At 67.1% G+C, this 19,609-nt stretch carries 14 protein-coding genes and 1 tRNA gene; 10 read left to right on the forward strand and 5 right to left on the reverse strand.

Features of this window, described 5'->3' with window-relative positions:
• Positions 1-21: 21 nt before the first annotated feature.
• The 8 genes from MU856_RS00180 to MU856_RS00215 all read left to right on the forward strand — a co-directional run bounded on the left by MU856_RS00180 (position 22) and on the right by MU856_RS00215 (position 12,341).
• Entirely contained in the window at positions 22-1,647 is a 1,626-nt protein-coding gene (locus MU856_RS00180) for a CHASE domain-containing protein (RefSeq protein WP_186401246.1), read from the forward strand.
• Positions 1,631-5,260 (forward strand): hydantoinase B/oxoprolinase family protein, encoded by a 3,630-nt coding sequence (locus MU856_RS00185; protein WP_263588165.1) that lies wholly within the window; start codon positions 1,631-1,633, stop codon positions 5,258-5,260. Before MU856_RS00180 ends, MU856_RS00185 begins: the two co-directional genes overlap by 17 nt.
• On the forward strand, positions 5,261-5,941 hold the full coding sequence (locus MU856_RS00190) for a DUF969 domain-containing protein (RefSeq protein ID WP_062901126.1): 681 nt from the start codon (positions 5,261-5,263) through the stop codon (positions 5,939-5,941).
• Positions 5,938-6,876 (forward strand): DUF979 domain-containing protein, encoded by a 939-nt coding sequence (locus MU856_RS00195; RefSeq protein ID WP_062901125.1) that lies wholly within the window; start codon positions 5,938-5,940, stop codon positions 6,874-6,876. Before MU856_RS00190 ends, MU856_RS00195 begins: the two co-directional genes overlap by 4 nt.
• Before the next feature lie 122 nt (positions 6,877-6,998).
• Positions 6,999-7,997, forward strand: coding sequence for a DUF2891 domain-containing protein (locus MU856_RS00200; protein ID WP_186401244.1), 999 nt, complete (start codon positions 6,999-7,001; stop codon positions 7,995-7,997).
• A gap of 52 nt (positions 7,998-8,049) precedes the next feature.
• Positions 8,050-9,060 carry a LacI family DNA-binding transcriptional regulator gene (locus tag MU856_RS00205; protein ID WP_062901123.1) on the forward strand — a complete coding sequence of 337 codons (1,011 nt, stop codon included), beginning with the start codon at positions 8,050-8,052 and terminating at the stop codon, positions 9,058-9,060.
• 270 nt (positions 9,061-9,330) lie between these two features.
• Complete coding sequence (gene acnA / locus MU856_RS00210) at positions 9,331-12,003, forward strand: aconitate hydratase AcnA (RefSeq protein ID WP_263588166.1); 2,673 nt, start codon at positions 9,331-9,333, stop codon at positions 12,001-12,003.
• Positions 12,004-12,074: 71 nt separating this feature from the next.
• On the forward strand, positions 12,075-12,341 hold the full coding sequence (locus MU856_RS00215) for a CBU_0592 family membrane protein (protein WP_003043326.1): 267 nt from the start codon (positions 12,075-12,077) through the stop codon (positions 12,339-12,341).
• Here the strand turns inward: MU856_RS00215 and MU856_RS00220 are convergent.
• The 5 genes from MU856_RS00220 to MU856_RS00240 form a co-directional block, all read right to left on the reverse strand.
• Entirely contained in the window at positions 12,319-12,510 is a 192-nt protein-coding gene (locus MU856_RS00220; protein ID WP_062903031.1) for a DUF2892 domain-containing protein, read from the reverse strand. The genes MU856_RS00215 and MU856_RS00220 overlap by 23 nt on opposite strands.
• A 111-nt stretch (positions 12,511-12,621) precedes the next feature.
• Positions 12,622-12,697: transfer RNA gene (locus MU856_RS00225), tRNA-Val, on the reverse strand.
• 59 nt (positions 12,698-12,756) lie between these two features.
• A complete protein-coding gene (locus MU856_RS00230) occupies positions 12,757-14,361 on the reverse strand; it encodes an ABC-F family ATP-binding cassette domain-containing protein (protein WP_062901121.1) in 1,605 nt (534 codons plus the stop codon).
• Positions 14,362-14,491: 130 nt separating this feature from the next.
• Positions 14,492-15,463: a magnesium and cobalt transport protein CorA gene (locus MU856_RS00235; RefSeq protein ID WP_062901120.1), complete on the reverse strand. Its 972-nt coding sequence runs from the start codon at positions 15,461-15,463 to the stop codon at positions 14,492-14,494.
• Between the two features lie 59 nt (positions 15,464-15,522).
• Complete coding sequence (locus MU856_RS00240; protein ID WP_062901119.1) at positions 15,523-17,337, reverse strand: DUF885 domain-containing protein; 1,815 nt, start codon at positions 17,335-17,337, stop codon at positions 15,523-15,525.
• A 138-nt stretch (positions 17,338-17,475) separates the two neighbouring features.
• On the opposite strand from MU856_RS00240, the gene MU856_RS00245 reads away from it, so the two are divergent.
• Entirely contained in the window at positions 17,476-17,853 is a 378-nt protein-coding gene (locus MU856_RS00245) for a BlaI/MecI/CopY family transcriptional regulator (protein WP_003043189.1), read from the forward strand.
• Entirely contained in the window at positions 17,850-19,550 is a 1,701-nt protein-coding gene (locus MU856_RS00250; protein ID WP_062901118.1) for a M56 family metallopeptidase, read from the forward strand. The genes MU856_RS00245 and MU856_RS00250 overlap by 4 nt, the downstream gene beginning before the upstream one ends.
• The last annotated feature ends 59 nt before the right edge of the window (positions 19,551-19,609 follow it).

Here is a 19,609-nt window from a genome sequence, read left to right on the forward strand (position 1 = left end):
GCAATCATCAGGATATGTGTAATGCGCCCTTCGCTCTGGGCAGATCGGCTGATGGCCCTTTCGGTCCGCTTCGTCGGGCTCGGCATCCTGGCAGCGGCCCTAGCCGCGGCGGTCGCCAGCTTCTTCTACAACAAGGCGCAGGAGGATGAGCAGGCGACCCGCGTCGCGATGCAGGTCAACGTCCGGCTGCGCGATCAGCTCGCGGTGCTCGAAGGGGTGCGCGCGCTCTATCAGTCCGACACGGCGGCGAGCGGGCCGGGAGTTCGCGCCTTCCTCGCGGCGCTGCGGCCGCAGGTGCGCGCGCCGGGGATGCAGGGGGTCGGCATCGCCGTCGCGATCCAGCAGGATACTCCCGCCGCGGCCGAAGCGCAGCTGCTCGAAAATTACGGCAGGGAGATCAAGGTCTGGCCGCGGACAAGTGAGCCGATCGGCTTTCCCATCGTCCTTGTCGAACCCGACAATGCTCGCAACCGCGGGGCGCTCGGCTACGACATGTACAGCGAATCGATCCGGCGCGAGGCGATGCGCCGCGCCTGGCAGACCGGTCAGCCGGCAGCGAGCGGGATCGTCGAACTGATCCAGGAACGTAGTGCGCAGCATAAGCAGCCGGGCTTCCTGATCTATGTGCCCGTCTACGCCAACCCGCCCGTGGCTGCAGACGCCGCGCCTTCGGCGGTGCCGCCGCCCTCGGCCGGGCAACCGATCGAGGCCTTTGTCTACGCGCCGTTCCGCATCGAGAATCTGATGCGCGCGGTGCTGGGAAACCAGCTCGATACGGTCGACGGGATCGAAGTTTATGCCGGCGAAGGCCCGTCGGCGCCGCTCGTCTTCCGTCATGGCAAGGTTGGCTGGGACGCGCATGAGGAGACGCTGCGCGTCGCCGATCGCCGCTGGACGATGCGGCTGTCCTACGGCCGCTTCATCGACCGGCTGGGCCGTCCGCTCGCGATCCTGCTGTTCGGCGCTGCGCTCGCCTGGCTCGCGGTGCAGTTGCACCGCTTGCAGCATCGCCGCCTCGGCGCGGCGCAGGCGCTGGCGGAGGAGAAGGAGCGTCATGCCGAAGATCGTGAGTTGATGATCGGCGAAATGGCGCACCGCATGAAAAACGCCTTCGCCCGCATCGGCGCGCTCGCGCGGATCACGCTGCGCGAGGTCGACAGCCTCGAGGCGTTCGAGACGAAATTCGACGGGCGACTGCGCGCATTGTCCGATTCGAAGCAGATGCTGGTTACCGGCGCGGTCGATACGGTCGACCTAGGCCGTATCGTCCGCCGCGAGCTCGACATTGCGGGCTGGGACGCACAGCGGCTTGCCGCGGTCGAAGGCCCGGACGTGCGGCTTGACGAAGAGGGCGCGCAGGCTATTGCGCTTGCCGTGCACGAACTGGTGACCAACAGCGTCAAATATGGCGCGCTCGGCGGGAAGGGCGATCTTGCGGTCGGCTGGCGCCGCGACGGCGGCGATGTCGAGCTGTCGTGGATCGAAAGCGGCCTGCCCGAAACCCCGCACATCGAAAGCGAAAGCTTTGGCACCCAGTTCATCCGCTCGCTGATCGAACGCCAGCTCAAGGGGCAATGGACCCGCGCCGCCGCCGATCACGGCCTGTCCATCGTCATTCGCTGGCCCGATCGTGTCGCCACCGCCTGATCCGCGCTGGCATATCTGGATCGATCGCGGCGGCACCTTCACCGATGTCGTCGCGCGCTCGCCGGCGGGCGCGGTCGTCACTGCCAAATATCTCTCCGAAGACCCGGCGCGCCCTGGCGACGCGGCGGTGGGTGCGATCCGCGACCTGACCGGCGCCGGGACAGGCGCGCTGCCGCCGCTCGCGGTGCGCATGGGGTCGACCGTCGCGACCAACGCGCTGCTCGAACGCAAGGGCGCGCCGACCCTCCTCGCGATCACGCGCGGCTTCGGCGATGCGCTGACCATCGGCTATCAGGATCGCCCCGACCTGTTCGCGCGCCGGCTCGACCGCACACCTCCGCCGCACGCCCAAGTTGCCGAAATCGCCGAGCGCGTCGGTCCCGACGGCGAATTGCTGATCCCGCTCGACGAAGACGCCGCGCGCACCGCGCTGCAAAAGGCGCGTGCGGCGGGAATCGACAGCATCGCGATCATATTGATGCACGGCTATCGCTATCCCGCGCACGAACGGCGCCTGGCAGAGATTGCCGCCGAACTCGGCTTCGCGCAGATTTCGGTCAGCCATGAGGTGAGCGCCCTGATCAAGTTGGTCGGGCGCGGCGACACGACGCTTGCCGACGCCTATCTGTCGCCGGTGCTGCGGCACTATGTCGGCCAGTTCTGCGCCCAGCTTGGCGACGATAGCCGTCCGCAGTTCATGAAAAGCTCGGGCGGGCTCGCATCGGCCGCGGCGTTCCATGGCCGCGATGCGATTCTCTCGGGTCCGGCGGGCGGCATCGTCGGCATGGTCGGCAGCGCCGCGCCGCTGGGCGAGGATCGCCTCATCGGCTTCGACATGGGCGGCACCTCGACCGACGTCAGCCATTATGCCGGGCGGCTCGAACGCGATAACGAAAGCATCGTCGCGGGCACGCGCATCCGGGCGCCGATGCTGCGTATCCACACCGTCGCCGCCGGGGGCGGTTCGATTTGCCGCTGGGACGGTGCGCGCCTGCTCGTCGGACCCGAAAGCGCGGGCGCCAATCCCGGCCCCGCCGCCTATGGCCGCGGCGGGCCGCTGACCGTCACCGACTGCAACGTGCTGCTCGGCAAGATTCAGCCCGAACATTTCCCCAGGCTCTTCGGACCGGCCGGCGACCAGCCGCTCGATCGCGCCATCGTCGCCGAAAAATTCGCTGCGCTGGCGGCCGAAGTCGACGACATCACGCCCGAGGCGCTTGCGGAGGGGCTGCTAGCGATTGCGGTTCAGCAGATGGCGAACGCGATCAAACGTATCACCATCGCGCGCGGACATGATGTGACACAGGGCTACCATCTCGTCGGCTTCGGGGGCGCCGCGGGGCAGCATGTGTGCCTCGTGGCCGACGCATTGGGGATCGACCGGATCCTGCTCCACCCGCTCGCCGGGGTGTTGTCAGCCTATGGTATGGGCCTCGCACGGCCCTCGGCGATCCGCGAGCGCACGCTTGCGCTGCCGCTCGGCGCGAGCTGCGTCGAACCGCTGCACCGCGCGGAGGCCGAACTCGTCGCTCAGGCGCGCGGCGATCTTGCACCCGACGTAACGGTGACGCACGAAACCCTGCTGTTCGTGCGTCTTGCCGACAGCGACAATGCGATCGAGCTGCCGACCGGAGATCCCGCCACGGTGCGCGCTGCCTTCATCGACGCCTTCCGCGGGCGTTTCGGCTATGCGCCGCATGACGATCTGGTCGTCGATCGCATCCGTGTCGAACTGACCGAAGCGGGCGGCGCGCCCGCGGCTCTTCCCGCGCCCGCGCCAGCGGCCGAGGTCGAGGCGGAAACCGTCACCGCCTGGCTCGCGGGCGGACCCTGCGCCGTCCCACTTCATCAGCGCAGCGCGCTTGCTCCCGGCCGCAGCATCACTGGCCCGGCGATCATCGTCGATCCGCTGTCGACGACCGTCGTCGAACCCGGCTGGACGGCAACGGTCGAGCCCGAGGGGACGCTGCGGCTCGCAAAGCCATCGGCCATTCGTCCCGTCGCCTTGCCATCGCAAGGAGGCAGTGACGATCCTGCAGCACCCGATCCCGTGCGCCTCGAAATCTTCAACAGCCTGTTCATGGCGATTGCCGAGGAAATGGGCGGCGCGCTTCAGCACAGCGCTTCGTCGATCAATATTCGCGAACGGCTCGATTTCTCCTGCGCGCTGTTCGACGGCGAAGGGCGGCTCGTCGCCAATGCGCCGCACATGCCGGTGCATCTGGGGTCGATGGGCGAAAGCGTGCGGACCATATTGCGCCAGCGCGGTCCGGGCGCCGACGGTCGCCCGCGCGACGGACGCGGCATCCGGCGCGGCGATGCCTATGCGCTCAACGCCCCCTATGACGGCGGCACCCATTTGCCCGACATCACCGTCATCATGCCGGTGTTCGTCGATACGGGTGCCGATACCCCCGCCTTTTTCGTCGCGGCGCGCGGCCACCACGCCGATCTCGGCGGGATAGCGCCCGGATCGATGCCGCCGGGCAGCCGCAATATCGCAGAAGAAGGCATCATCTTCGACAATATGCTGATCGTCGATGACGGCCATTTCCGCGACGCCGCCGTGCAGGAGCATCTGACCGCAGGCGACCTGCCGGCGCGCAACCCGGCGCTCAACATCGCCGATCTGAAGGCGCAGGTCGCCGCCTGCCAGCGCGGCGCCAGCGGCCTTGCCGACCTCGCCGCCGCGCACGGAAGCGCGACCGTCGCCGCCTATATGGCACATGGTCAGCGTCAGGCGGAGGCGGCGGTGCGTCAGCTCGTCGCGCGGCTGGGCGATGGTCATTTCCGCTATGCGATGGACAATGGCGCCGAAGTCGTCGTCACCGTGTCAGTCGATCGCGCGGCGCGCCACGTCACCATCGACTTTACCGGCTCGTCGGCGACGCTCCCCGATAATTTCAACGCGCCGCTGCCGGTCGTGCGCGCGGCGGTGCTCTATGTGCTGCGCACGATGCTCGACGACCCGATACCGATGAACGAGGGCTGCCTGGCGCCGGTGACATTGATTGTTCCCGACGATTCAATGCTCTCGCCGCGCTTTCCAGCCGCGGTTGTCGCGGGCAATGTCGAGACCAGCCAGGTCATCACCGACGCGCTGTTCGCCGCCTTCGGCGCGATGGCGGGAGCGCAGGGGACGATGAACAATTTCACCTTCGGCAACGAGGCCTACCAATATTATGAAACGATCGCCGGCGGATCGGGCGCTGGCCTCGGCTTCGACGGCACCGCGGTGATCCAGACGCACATGACCAACAGCCGGATGACCGATCCCGAAGTGATGGAGGCGCGCTTCCCGGTGATCGTCGAGGAATTCTCGATCCGCAAAGGTTCGGGCGGTGCGGGCCGCTGGCACGGCGGCGACGGCGCTACGCGCCGCATCCGGTTTCGCGAACCGATGGCTGCGAATATTCTCGCTAATCGTCGTCGGATCGCGCCGTGCGGCCTTGCGGGCGGGGCCGACGGCGCACCGGGCCGCAACTGGATCGAGCGCGCGGACGGGACGACCGAAGAACTGGGCGCGACTGCCAGCGCGGACCTGAGCGCGGGCGACGCCTTCGTCATCGAAACCCCCGGCGGCGGCGGTTATGGCGAAGCGGAGGGGGATTAGATGCTTGTCCTGATCGGGATTGCCATCATCATCGCGGGCTTCCTGCTCCGCTTCAATCCGCTGCTCGTCATCATGGCGTCGGCGCTCGCGACGGGTCTGGCCGCCGGGCTTGACGTCACCGCGATCATCGCCGCCTTCGGCAAGGCGTTTAACGACACACGCTATGTCAGCATCGTCTGGATCGTGCTCCCCGTCATCGGCCTGCTCGAAGCCTATGGGCTTCAGCAGCATGCGCGCTCGCTGATCGGGCGGATCAAGGGCGCGACGCTCGCCCGGCTGCTCGCCTCCTATCTGCTGCTGCGCCAGGCGATGTCGGCGGTCGGGCTGACGTCGGTGGCCGGGCATCCGCAGACGGTGCGTCCGCTCGTCGCGCCGATGGCCGAAGCCGCCGCGGAGGCGCAGGGCGTCGCGCTGAGCGATGCCCAGCGCGACGAGATCCGGGCCTATGCGGCCGCGACCGACAATGTCGGACTGTTTTTCGGCGAAGATATCTTCCTCGCCATCGGGTCGATCCTGCTGATGAAGGGGCTGCTCGAAGGCTATGGCTATGTCATCGAACCGCTGCATTTCTCGGTCTGGGCGATCCCGACCGCGATCGCGGCCTTCCTGATCCACGGCTTCCGGCTGCGGCTGCTCGAAAAGCGGATGCTGCGCGCGCCGGGGCAAGGGATCGGCGCATGATCACGCTCGGTTTCGTCTATGTCCTCGCCGGACTGACCTTCGCGATCTTCGCCGCGCTCGGCCTCGGTGATCGCAGCAATCCCAAACGCTTTGGCAACGCCGCCTTCTGGGGGCTGCTCGCACTGTCGATGCTCGCGGGCGACCGGCTCGGCGATTTCGGCAACGGGCTGCTCGTGCTTGCACTCGTCGCGATCGCCGGGGCGGGCCAGATCGGCCGCGCGCCGGGCGGCGACGTGGCGGCGGGCGTGCAGGCCGAACGCGCAGCGAAATACGGCAATTTCCTGCTTGTCGTCGCGCTCATCATCCCGGCGGTCGCACTCGCCGGCACCTTCCTCTTCAAATGGGTGCCGGGGCTCGCCGATCCGAAGCAGGCGACGCTGATCTCGCTCGGCATCGGCGTGGTGATCGCGCTCGCCGTAGGCATGGCGCAGCTGCGGCCCGCGCTCTTGCTCCCGGCGCAGCAGGGGCGGCGGCTGCTCGACGCGGTCGGCTGGGCGGCGATCCTGCCGCAGATGCTCGCCAGCCTCGGCGCGGTGTTCGCGCTCGCCGGGGTCGGCGAAGTCGTCGGCGACCTGATCGGCGCCGCGATCCCGCAAGGCAGCCTGTTCGGCGCCGTCGTCGCCTTCGGGCTCGGCATGGCGCTCTTCACCATGGTGATGGGCAACGCCTTCGCCGCCTTTCCGGTGATGATCGCGGCGGTCGGCATGCCGCTGCTCATCAAGCAATATGACGGCAACCCCGCGGTCGTCGCCGCGATCGGCATGCTTGCGGGCTTCTGCGGCACGCTGATGACCCCGATGGCGGCGAACTTCAACCTGGTCCCCGCCGCGCTGCTCGAGCTGAAAAACCCCTATGGCGTCATCAAGGTGCAGATCGGCACCGCGATCCCGCTGCTCGCGGTCAATATCCTCTTCATCTGGCTGTTTGCGTTTTAGCGCCGCTTTCAAATTTCCGTTCGCCCTGAGCTCGTCGAAGGGCCATTCTTCATTCTGCAGCGTCGAAAGAGAAGAACGGTGCTTCGACAAGCTCAGCACAAACGGATAGAGAAATTCCGGTAATGACCGACCTCACCCCCGACCACGCCGTCCGCTTTGCCACCGCGACCCTGTCGCATCTCGGCCGCGAATATCCCTACAAGATGGACCTGGTGCTGAACGGGCCGGAGGACGCACGGCCCCCGCGCGAGCATCACCCGATCTTTCACGGCAGTTTCGACTGGCATAGCTGCGTCCATGGCTGGTGGCAGATCCTTCGCCTTGCGCGCCTCTATCCCGATCTTCCCGTTGCGGCCGAGATCCGCGCGCGCGCCGATGCGATGCTCGTGCCGGGCAAGGTCGCGGGCGAGCTTGCCTTTCTGGACCGGCCGATGTCGGCGGGTTTCGAACGTCCCTATGGCTGGGCGTGGCTCCTCGCGCTCCATGCAGAGGCCGAACAGCACAACGCCCCCTGGGCCGTCGCGCTCGAACCGCTCGCGCTCGCCTTTGCGGCGCGTTTCCACGCCTTCCTGCCCAAGCTCACCTATCCCTTGCGCGTCGGCACCCATTTCAACATCGCTTTCGCGCTGCTCCTCGCGCGCCACTGGGCCGCGCTCCGCGACCCCGCGCTCGTCGCGCTTATCGATGCCCGCGCGCGCGACTGGTTCGCCGGCGACCGCGATTGTCAGGCATGGGAACCCGGCGGCGACGAATTTCTCTCCTCGGCGTTGACCGAGGCGCATCTGATGGCGGTCGTGCTCGGCGACGCCTTCCCGGTGTGGTTCGAGGTCTTCCTGCCCCGCGCCGCTGCGCATCAACCCGCAACGCTTTTCACCCCCGCCACCGTGTCGGACCGCAGCGACGGCAAGATCGCGCATCTCGACGGCCTCAATCTCAGCCGCGCCTGGTGCTGGCGTGCGATCGCCGCCAAGCTCGGCGCGGCGCACCCCGTTGCCCCCGTCGCCGAAGCTGCCGCCGAGCAGCACCTCGCCGCCGCGCTCCCGCACGTCACCGGCGACTATATGGGCGAACATTGGCTCGCGAGCTTCGCGCTCCTGGCATTGGACGGCCTCGCCGATTGACAAGCCCCGGCGTGGACGCAAGAGACGGCGTAAGAGGGGAGACGGACTGCACATGAAAACCCTGCGCCCGACATCGTTCGACGTCGCCGAGCGCGCGGGCGTGTCGCAGTCGACCGTCTCGCGCGCGCTGCGCAGCAGCCCCGGCGTCAACGCCGAAACGCGCGCCCGCGTCGCGCAGGCGGCGGCCGAGCTTGGCTATGTTGTCGATCGCCACGCCTCGTCGCTCCGCCTCAAAAGCAGCGAGACGATCGCGCTCGTTACTATCTGCCGCCCAGGCGAAGACCGCAGCGCGATCAACCCTTTCTACTTTGCGCTCCTCGGCAGCATCGCCGCCGCCACCTCGGCACGCGGCTTCAACCTGCTCGTTTCCTTTCAGGAGAGCGAAGCCAATTTCCGCGCCGATTTCGTTCGCTCGGGGCTCGCCGACGCGATGATCGTCATCGGCACGACCAGCAACCGCGCCGCGTGGGATTATTTCGCCGCGGCGCAGGCATCGGGGCATGATTTCACCTGCTGGGGCAGCCCCGGCGGGGACTTCCACTGGATGCGCAGCGATAATGAGGTGGGCGGGCGCCTCGCCGCCGATCATCTCGTCGCCTCAGGCCGTCGCCGCCTCGCCTTCGTCGGCCCGCAGCGCTCGCCGCAGCGCCAGTTCGACGAGCGCCGCGACGGCTTCACCGCAGCGCTCGCCGCGCAAGGCCTCGCCCCCATCCTCGCCGAGCCGCCGCCGGCGGAAGATCGCCATGCAGAGGGCATCGCCGCCGCGCGTGCTCTGCTCGCCGCGCATCCCGACATCGACGGTATTTTCGCTGCCAGCGACATGCTCGCGCTGGGGGTGCTACAGGGGATCAAGGATATGGGGCGCAGCGTGCCCGGCGACGTCGCGCTGATCGGCTTCGACGGCATTCGCGCCGGCACGCTCGCCGACCCAGCGCTCACCACGATCGAGCCCGATCTCGACGCCGCGGGTGAGGCGCTCGTCGCCATGGCGCTGGAGGATGATGCCCACGCCCGCGACGGCACCCGCATACCCGTCCGCCTCGCGGTGCGCGGTACTGCCTGACGCGATTGTTCGGGCGGGATCGTCATCCCGAATAACAAAGCTTCGGGACCGCGGCGCTTTGTGTCCTGGTCCGGGGAAATTTCGGGCGCCGCCCGTGGACGAAAGGCCGGGTTCGCGTGCATCGTCCACCGCCACCCCCTTGCAATTCCTGCCTTCCGGCGTAAGGCGGCGCGGACATAAACCCGCGCGTGCGACTCCGCTTGCCCCGCTCTCCTGGCTTGGGCGGCCGGCCGTCATTCCCCGCCGCGCCAACATGGGGACTGCTGACCTATGACCACCACCGGCCACGACACGCTCGGAACCCGCTCGACGCTGAATGTCGGCGGCAAGAGTTACGCCTATTATTCGCTCGAAAAGGCGGCAGCAAAGCTGGGCGATGTTTCGCGCCTGCCGTTCAGCATGAAGGTGCTGCTCGAAAATCTGCTGCGCTTCGAGGACGGCGGCTTCACCGTTTCGACCGATGACGTCCAGGCGCTGGTCAACTGGCAGAAGGATCCCCATTCGAACCGCGAAATCCAGTATCGCCCGGCGCGCGTGCTGCTGCAGGATTTCACCGGCGTTCCCTGCGTCGTTGACCTTGCCGCGATGCGCGATGCGATTGCCAAGCTCGGCGGCGACACGACCAAGATCAACCCGCTCGTCCCCGTCCACCTCGTCATCGACCACTCGGTCATGGTGGACGAATTCGGCACGCCCAAGGCGTTCGAGCAGAATGTCGAGATCGAATATTATCGCAACGGCGAACGCTATGACTTCCTGAAATGGGGGTCGAAGTCGCTGTCGAACTTCAAGGCGGTGCCTCCCGGCACCGGCATCTGCCACCAGGTCAACCTCGAGCATATCGCGCAGGCGGTGTGGTCGAGCGAGGATGCCGACGGCACCACCGTCGCCTATCCCGACACCTGCGTCGGCACCGACAGCCACACGACGATGATCAACGGCCTCGGCGTCCTCGGCTGGGGCGTCGGCGGGATTGAAGCGGAAGCCGCGATGCTCGGCCAGCCCGTGTCGATGCTGATCCCCGAAGTCGTTGGCTTCAAATTCACCGGCAAGCTGAAGGAAGGCGTCACCGCGACCGACCTCGTGCTCACCGCGACGCAGATGCTGCGCGCCAAGGGCGTCGTCGGCCGCTTCGTCGAATATTTCGGCCCCGGCCTCGCTTCGCTGAGCCTCGCCGACCGCGCGACGCTCGCCAATATGGCGCCCGAATATGGCGCGACGTGCGGCTTCTTCGGCATCGACGACAAGACGATCGATTACATGCGCCTGACCGGCCGCAGCGAAGAAAATATCGCGCTGGTCGAAGCCTATGCGAAGGCGCAGGGGCTGTGGATCGTCGACGGCGCGGCGGACCCTGTATTCACAGACACGCTCGAACTCGACCTGTCGACCGTCGTCCCGTCGCTCGCCGGGCCGAAGCGGCCGCAGGACCGGGTCTCGCTTCCCGATGTCGACGATGTGTTCAATGCCGACATGGCAAAGGTCTATAACAAGGCGCAGACGCGCGTGCCGGTCGAGGGCAAGGATTTCGACATCGGCGACGGCGACGTCACCATCGCCGCGATCACCAGCTGCACCAACACCTCGAACCCCGGCGTTCTCGTTGCCGCGGGGCTCGTCGCCAAAAAGGCCGACGAGCTGGGCCTGAAGCCCAAGCCGTGGGTCAAGACCAGCCTCGCGCCGGGATCGCAGGTCGTAACCGACTATCTCGAAAAGGCCGGGCTGCAGAAGCATCTCGACAATATCGGCTTCAACCTCGTGGGCTATGGCTGCACGACGTGCATCGGCAACTCGGGTCCGCTTGCCGAGCCGATTTCGAAGGCGATCAACGAGAACGGCCTCGTCGCCGCGGCGGTCATTTCGGGCAACCGCAACTTCGAAGGCCGCGTGTCGCCTGACGTGCGCGCCAACTTCCTCGCCTCTCCGCCGCTCGTTGTCGCCTATGCGCTCAAGGGCACGGTGATCGAGGATTTCACCACCACCCCGATCGGCACCGGCAAGGACGGGCAGGACGTTTTCCTCAAGGACATCTGGCCGACCAACCAGGAAGTCGCCGACATGGTCGCCGGCGCGGTCGACCGCGACATGTTCGAGGCGCGCTACGCGCACGTCTACAAGGGCGACGCGCACTGGCAGAAGATCGAGGTCGAGGGCAGCGACACCTATCAGTGGCGCGCTGGCTCGACCTATGTCGCCAACCCGCCCTATTTCGAGGGCATGTCGATGACGCCGGCACCGGTCAGCGACATCGTCGGCGCAAAGCCGCTTGCGATCCTCGGCGACAGCATCACCACCGACCATATTTCTCCGGCGGGCAGCATCAAGGCGGACTCGCCGGCCGGAAAATGGCTGATGGAACATCAGGTCAGCAAGGCCGACTTCAACAGCTATGGCGCACGCCGCGGCCACCACGAAGTGATGATGCGCGGCACCTTCGCCAACATCCGCATCAAGAATGAAATGGTCCCGGGCATCGAAGGCGGCATGTCGCGTTATGGCCAGGAAGTCATGCCGATCTACGACGCCGCGATGCGCCACAAGGCCGATGGCACCCCGCTCGTGGTGATCGCCGGCAAGGAATATGGCACCGGCTCGTCGCGCGACTGGGCGGCGAAGGGCACTAACCTGCTCGGCGTCCGCGCCGTCATCGTCGAAAGCTTCGAGCGCATCCACCGCTCGAACCTTGTCGGCATGGGCGTGCTGCCGCTCCAGTTCCTCGAGGGGCAGACCCGCGAGACGCTGGGCCTGACCGGCGACGACAGCTTCACCATCACGGGTATCGCCGACATCAAGCCGCGCCAGACGGTGACGGTCGAGGTCACGCGCCCCGACGGCTCGACCTTCAGCTTCGATACGCTGTGCCGCATCGACACCGCGAACGAGGTCGAATATTATATGAACGGCGGCATCCTGCACTATGTGCTGCGCAAGCTCGCGGCCTGATTGCCGCAGGATAATCGGCAACACGCGCCCGCCCCCTTACCGGGGCGGGCGTTTTCTTTGGGAATAGGGCGATGAACCTGCTTCAGATCATGATCGAGGTGATCGGCTGGACCGCGGCCGCGATCATTCTGGCAAGCTATGTGCTGCTCTCGCTCGGCAAGCTCGAACCGCGCGGCGCGGCCTATCAATGGATGAACGTCGTCGGCGCCACCGGCTTCGTCATCAATTCGGGCTATAACGGTGCCCTGCCGTCCGCCGGCCTCAACATCATCTGGGCCGCGATCGGCCTTTTCACGCTGTGGAACGTGCGCCGCCTCAGCCGCGCGGACAGGTGCTGACCCCGAGCAGCGAATAGGCGGGACAGCGGCTCGACAGGCCGGTGAGCAGCGGCACCACCCCGATATAGCCCCACGGGCCGATACGCTCGTACGCGGCGAGAACGATCAGCATTACGCCAATGACGATCCGCAGCAGGCGGTCGATTGTGCCAACATTGCGTGCAAACATCTCCAGACTCCCGATTGCATGTGCGACACCGAAGTTCTGACGCGCGCGCGGCGCGCGGTCATTGCGCTGGATCAAGAGACGCGGCCCGCCCCATTCGGGTCCGGCCGGGGATGGTGGGCGCTGACGGGCTCGAACCGCCGACCCTCTCGGTGTAAACGAGATGCTCTACCAACTGAGCTAAGCGCCCCACGCCGTGGGAGCGGCGCCCCTGCCACAGCCAGACGTCGCTGGCAAGTCGCTGGCGTGTCAGCCGGGTGAGGGCAGGCCGCAGTCGTCGCCCAGCGCCAGCTCGCGGTTCACCCCGATCGCATCCAGAAAGGCCGGATCGTGGCTGACGACGATGAGCGCGCCGTCATAGGCCGCGAGCCCGGTTTCGATCGCGGCGAGCGAATCGAGATCGAGATGATTGCCGGGTTCATCGAGGATCAGCATCTGCGGTGGCTGCGGCGCGCCGAGGACGCAGGCGAGCCCGGCGCGAAGCACCTGCCCGCCGCTGAGCGTGCCGACGATGCGATCGGCGGCGTCGGCGCGAAAGCGGAAGCGTGCGAGCGCGGCGCGGCAGGCATTGTTGCCGACCCCGGGGTTGCGCCGCAGGAAATTGTCGGCGATCGAAAGTAGCGGATCGAGCAGCGCGACGCGCTGATCGAACAGCGCGAACGGCACACCGACGCGCACGCTCCCCGACCAGGGCGTCAGTGTTCCGGCGATCAGCGCGAGCAGCGTCGATTTGCCCGATCCGTTCGGGCCGGTGATTGCCAATCGCTCGGGTCCCGTGATCGTGAACGACAAATCATCGATGACGGGTGCGCCGCCGTCATAGCCCGCGCGGACATGCTCCAACGCAACGACCGTCCGCGAAGCCGGGAGACCCGTCGACGGCAGCGCGATCGCCAGCGGATCGACGATCTCGATCCGGCTGCGCGCCGCGGCGAGCGCCTGCTCGGCCTGTCCCTGCTGGCGTTCGGCCAGCCGCCCGGCGGCAGCGCGTGATTCTTCGGCGCGGCGCTGCATTGCCCCCATCACAATGCGCGGCATGTCGCCGCGCGCCGCATTTTTCCGGCCCCGCGAATCGCGGCGATCCTGCCGCTCGGCGGCGGCCTGCGCTTGGCGCTGGGCCTGATCGACGCGCTTCTCTGCGGTGGCAAGCTCGGCCTCAAGGGCCGCCTGTTCGACCGCCTTGCGCGCGGAATAGGCGCTCCAGCCGCCGCCATAGCGCGCGGCGCCCGTCGCGGTCAGTTCGACGATCGCATCCATCTCCTCGAGCAGTTGGCGGTCGTGACTGACGACGATCGCGCCGCCCTGCCAGTCGCGCAGGATCGCGCGCACCGCCTCCCGGCCCTGCCGGTCGAGATTGTTGGTCGGTTCGTCAAGCAGCAGAAAATCGGGCTGCTCGAATATCGCGCCGGCGAGCGCGGCGCGCGTGCGTTGTCCACCCGAAAGATGCACAAGCGGCGTCGCGACATCGAGCGGCAGGTCGACACCGGCCAGCGCCTCGTCGATCCGCGAAGCCAGCGTCCAGTCGGCCTCTGCGATGTCGTCGAGCGACGCCGTCCCCGCTTCGGCGCGCGCGAGCAGGGCCAGCGCCGGGCGCGCGCCGAACAGGTCGGCAATTGTCGCATCGGCGGCAACCTGCACCGTCTGGTGCAGCATGGCGATGCGCGCGCCGCGGCTGATCGCGCCGTTTGTCGGCGTTGCCTCACCCGCGATCAGGCGCAACAGGGTCGACTTGCCGACGCCATTGCGACCGACGATACCCGTGCGTTCCGGGCGAAACTGAAGGTCGAGATCGGAAAATATGCGGCGACCGTCGGGGGTCGACCAGCCGAGGCGGGAGAGGGTGATCGTAGACATGGAAAAGGCTTTCCTGAAGGCAAGGCTAGGGGCGATGCGTTCAGTTGCGGTCCATGATCCTCCGACTCCTTAAAAAGATGACGGATGACAGATAACGTCCCGGTGGCGACCGGGCAAGAGCGGGCCGACGTTAGAGCCAGCCGATCCGCTTGAAGCGCCAATAGAGGAGCGCGCACACGCTGCCCATCAAGGCAAGCGCGAAGGGGTAGCCGAAGGTCCAGCCGAGTTCGGGCATATGCTCGAAATTCATGCCGTAAATGCCGGCGATCGCGGTGGGTACGGCCAGAATGGCGGCCCAGGCCGCAAGCTGGCGCGTGATCGCGCCCTGCCGCTGCTGTTCGAGCAGATTGTTGGTGTCGACGACCGACGCCGCGACATCACGCAATCCGACGAGGCGGAATTCGGCGCGCTGCACATGGTCCCAGATGTCGCGGAAAAAGGGGCGCACGGCATCGTCGATGCACGGCAGGTCGGCATCGCTGGTCAGGCGTGATGCGACATCCTTCATCAATCCGACCAGGCGTTGAAAGCGGATGATCTCGTGCCGCTGGCCGTAAAGATGCCGGATGTCGTCGGCGTCGAGCGGCGTGTCCATGACGCTTTCCTCGACCGTAAGCAGCCGGTCCTCGATCGCGTCGATCACCGGGAAATAGCCGTCGACGATGAAATCGAGAATCGCATAAAGTACATAATCGGGGCCGTGCGCCAGTTTCGCCGGCAAGGATTCGAGCCGCGCGCGCACCTCGCTGTGCGTCCGCGCCGACCCGTGACGGACACTTACGATGAAATGGCGACCAAGGAAGAAGGCGGTTTCGCCCGACTGGATCGTGTCGCCATCGCGATTGCCGGTGCTGGCGACGACGAACAATTGCTCGCCATAGGCTTCGACCTTTGGCAGCTGGTTGGCCTTCAGCGCGTCCTCGACCGCCAGCGGATGCAGGCCGAAGCGCCTGGCGATCCCCTCCAGCTCGCCGGGGGTCGGCTCGAACAGGCCGAGCCAGAAAAAGTCGCCCGGATCGCAATGATCGGGAATGGCCTCGTTCGGGCCCAGCTCACGCACGAGCTTGCCATCATTATAGAGACGGGCGGCCTTGATCGGCATCGTCAAACTCCCTCGACTGCCCGCTGCAGATAGCGGCACGGGCGGCCGAGGGAAATAACTCAGGCCGGAAAGGCGTCGCGTACGCGGCGTTCGAGCACCGCAAGCGGGATGCGTCCGGCCCCGAGCACGACGTCGTGGAAGCGCTTGATGTCATAATCCCGGTGCGACGAAACCTCATCACGCAGCCGGCTGATCGCGGTCTGACCGACCTTGTATGAACAGGCTTGCCCCGGATAGACGATGTAGCGGTCGATCTCGGTTCGCGCCGAACTTGGCGTTTCGGACGAGTTTTCGACCATGAATTCGATCGCCTGCTGGCGATTCCAGCCCTTGGCGTGCAGCCCGGTATCGACGACGAGGCGTGAGGCGCGAAACGCATAGGACGCCAGATAGCCGATCTCGCCGAGCGGATCGTCGCCGTACATCCCGAGCTCGGCGGCAACCTGCTCGGCATACAGCCCCCAGCCTTCGCCATAGGCCGTGACGTAAGAGGATTGGCGGTAAAGCGGCAATGCCGCGTCCTCGAACTTCAGGGCATTTTCGAACAGATGCCCCGGCGCTCCCTCGTGAAAGGCGAGCGTCGGCAGCGTGTAGCGCGGCCACTCGTGCGTATCGCGCAGGTTGATGAAGAAAATGCCCGGGCGCGACCCGTCGGGGGTGCCGGCCTGCGCCGAACCGCCAGGAGCGCCGATCTCGATCTCGGGCGGGACGCGGCGGATTTCATAGGGCGCGCGCGGCATCCGGCTGAACACTTGCGGCAGGCGGGCGCGAATGGTGGTGAGCCGATCGTTGAGATAGGCGAGCAGCGCCGCGCGCCCCGTATCGTCATTGGCGAACAACTGGCCGTCGGTTGCGGTCAGCGCGTCGAGCCGCTGGCGTAGGCTGCCCTCTTTGAAGCCCTGCGCGGTGAGCAGCTTGTCCATGCGCGCGTGCAGATCGGCAAGCTGGTCGAGCCCCAATTGATGGATCTGCTCGGCGGTCATGTCGGTGGTCGTGTGCTGCGCCAGCGTCGCCGCATAATAGGCGGGACCGTCCGGAAGGCGCGATACGCCCGCCTCGTCACCGGCCTTAGGCAGCAGCGCCGTCAGCACCTCGATCTGACGCGTCAGAGCAGCGCGGATCGGACCTTCGAATATCACCTGCGCGCGCGCATCATAGCCGGTGAGGCCGATGGCGTTGGCGCGGCGGGCGAGCGAGGCGACGATCGTCTTCGACGCCGCATCGCCGTCACGCAAACGGCCGAGCTGCTGCAGGGCCTGTTCGATGATGAAGCGCGGCGCGACGACGCCCATCGCGGCATTGGCGCGCACGATCGCGCTATCATCGTCGAGGAGCGCCGGCGTTGCCTCCATTCGCGCGATATAGGCATCGGCGTCGGCCTTGGTCTTCACCGGATGCTGGCTGTCGAGAAAGGTGCTGACGCCGGTATAGAAGCCGCCGAGCTGCGTGACTGCATAGGGACCGGCGCGGTGCGCAAAGCCGCCGGTGTGATAGGGGAAGCGGGCCAGTCGCTGGCGGGCCACAAGATCGAATTCGGCGCTGTCATAGGCCACCCGCGCATTATCGCCGAGCGCACCGCGATCGATCGCGCGTAGTGCGGCAAGGTCGGTGTCGATCCGGCGGTCGCGTGCGGTCCGCGCGGCGGCCGACCAGTCGGGAAATCGCGCTCGCAGCCCGGCGCGCGCACCGATATCGAGGCCCAGGCTCGCGGCGCGGGTCGGGTCATCGATCAGCGCCTGATCGAACTGGCGGGTGAGCAGTGCATCGAGGCGCGCGTCGGCGCTGTCCGCACCCCATGCCGGCATCGCAAGCCCCGCCGATGCCATGCCCATGCCCGCCAGCAGCGTCCGGCGATCCAGTGCGAAATCGATCATGGTTGTTCTCCTATCATGCCGCGACCCTATGGTTTCGGGGGCTTTGCCGCAAGCATGTGTGTTGGTCGAATAAAACCCCTTGCCAAGCATGCGCTACAAATGTAGCACGCTACAAATGTAGCGCGAAAGGTGATTCGCATGTTGTCGAGCTTGCCCCCGCGGGAACGCGAAATTGTCGATATTCTTTACGAACGTGGCGCGTCGACCGTGACCGAAATCGGCGAGGCTTTGCCCGCCGAACTGTCCGGATCGGCGATCCGCGCGATGCTCAAGCGGCTCGAGGCCAAAGGCTTCGTTGTGCGCGAGGCATCGGATCGCGGCTTTCTCTATGCGCCGAGCGTCGAGGAGAAGACGGCGAGCAAATCGGCGCTGACCCAGGTGGTGCGCGTCTTTTTCAACGGATCGGCGACCAGCGCCGCCGCGGCGCTGCTCGGCATGCAGGACAAGATGAGTGCGGGCGATCTCGATGAGCTGGAAAAGCTGATCGCCGAAGCGCGCGAAGGGAGGACGAAATGATGATCACCGCCGCGACCCTGCTGGGTCTTGCCTGGAAATCGGCGATCATCGCCGGGCTGACGCTGCTGTTGCTGCGCCTCGCGCGGTCGCGTTCGGCAGGCGAGCGTTCGCTTATCGCGCATGCCGGGCTGGCGGCGCTGCTGCTGCTGCCCGTGGCGACGCTGGCGCTTCCCGAATGGGCCCCGCTGCCCGCCGACTGGGTCGAAGCATCTGCGCCTGCAATGTCGGCGCCACCGGCGGTCGTCGAGGCGCCTCCCGCGGCGGCGGCTCAGCCCGGCGCTGCGGCGCCGGCCATGGCTGCGGATAGCAAAGCCGATGCCGGTTGGACGCTGCCCGCGATGGCCGACCTCGCCATCTGGGTGTACAGCTTTCCCCTGTTCCTGCTTGCCCTTTTGATGACGGTTGCCGTGGTGCGGCTGTTCGCGATGCGCGGCCGAGCCGATGTGCTGGTTCAGCCTTCGTGGCTGTCGGCGCTCGCCGAAGCGCAGCGGCGGATGGGCTTCAAGCATGGGACAGCGCTGCTGGTCAGCAACGAACTGCGCTCGCCGATCAGTTGGGGCGTGGTCCGCCCGACGATCGTGCTTAACCCGGCCGCCGTCGATGCCGTGGCCGAGGCCGAGGCGATCATCGCGCACGAACTGGCGCATGTCGCGCGGCTCGACTGGGCGAAACTGCTCGCGGCGCGCCTTGCCTGCGCGCTGTTCTGGTTCAATCCGCTCGTCTGGATGCTGGCGCGCGAGAGCCATCAATTGCGCGAGGAAGCGGCCGATGATGCCGTGCTGCTCGCCGACATCGACGGTCCCGACTATGCCTCGCTGCTCGTCGGCGCGGCGCGTCACGACAATCAGGGCGCGCTGCTTGCCGCCCACGGGGTCGCGCCGGCGCAGAACAGCCTGAAGCGCCGGATCACCCGCGTCCTCGACGGCAGCCTGAAGCGCGGACCCGCCAGCGCGAGCTGGGTTCTGATGAGCCTGGTGCTGCTCGCCGGCGTATCGGCGCCGCTCGCCGCCTTTTCCGCGACTGCCACACCGTCCGCGTCGGGGCCTGTCCACACCCCTGTCGCAACCGCCCCGGCCGCGGCATTGCAGTCCGCCGCGGCCGTGGGTTCGGCGGGCGAGCGGACCGACAAGCCGGCCCCTGCTACTGCCCGCAAGCCGCTGTCGCCCGACGATCTTGTCGGCATGCGCGCGGTCGGCGTGACACCCGACGATGTCCGCAAGATGCGCGAAAGCGGCCATGCTGATGCCGACGACATTATCGCGGCCAAGGCGACCGGCGTCGACCCGGCCTATATCAACGCGATGCGCCGTGTCTTTCCGAACGCCGACGTCGGCGATCTGGTTGGCGCGAAAGCGGTGGGCATCGACCCGGCCTATGCCCGCGACATGCGCCGCTATTTCCCCGATGTGAATCTCGACGATCTGACGGCGATGCGGGCCATGGGCGTCACCGGCGACTATGTCCGCCAGATGCGTGCCGCGGGCCGCGCGATGCGCGACCCCGACGACGCGATCGAGGCGCGCGCGCTGGGCAATTGGGGCGGGGCCTATAGCGAAGTCCGGTCCAGTTCGGGCGCGACCGCGCGCATCGGCTCGGACGGAACGCTCGAGGCGCGCAGCGCCGACGGCAAGGTCACGCGGATAAGTCCGCCGCGCCCGCCAGCGCCGCCCGAAAATCCCGCGGCGCCGCAGGACTGACCCTTCGGCCACTGGCCGAAGCCAAGCCGCCGCTCATCGAAGCCTGATTTTGAAACGCC

The sequence above is a fragment of the Sphingopyxis sp. GC21 genome (assembly GCF_025727575.1).
Classification (GTDB): domain Bacteria; phylum Pseudomonadota; class Alphaproteobacteria; order Sphingomonadales; family Sphingomonadaceae; genus Sphingopyxis; species Sphingopyxis terrae_A.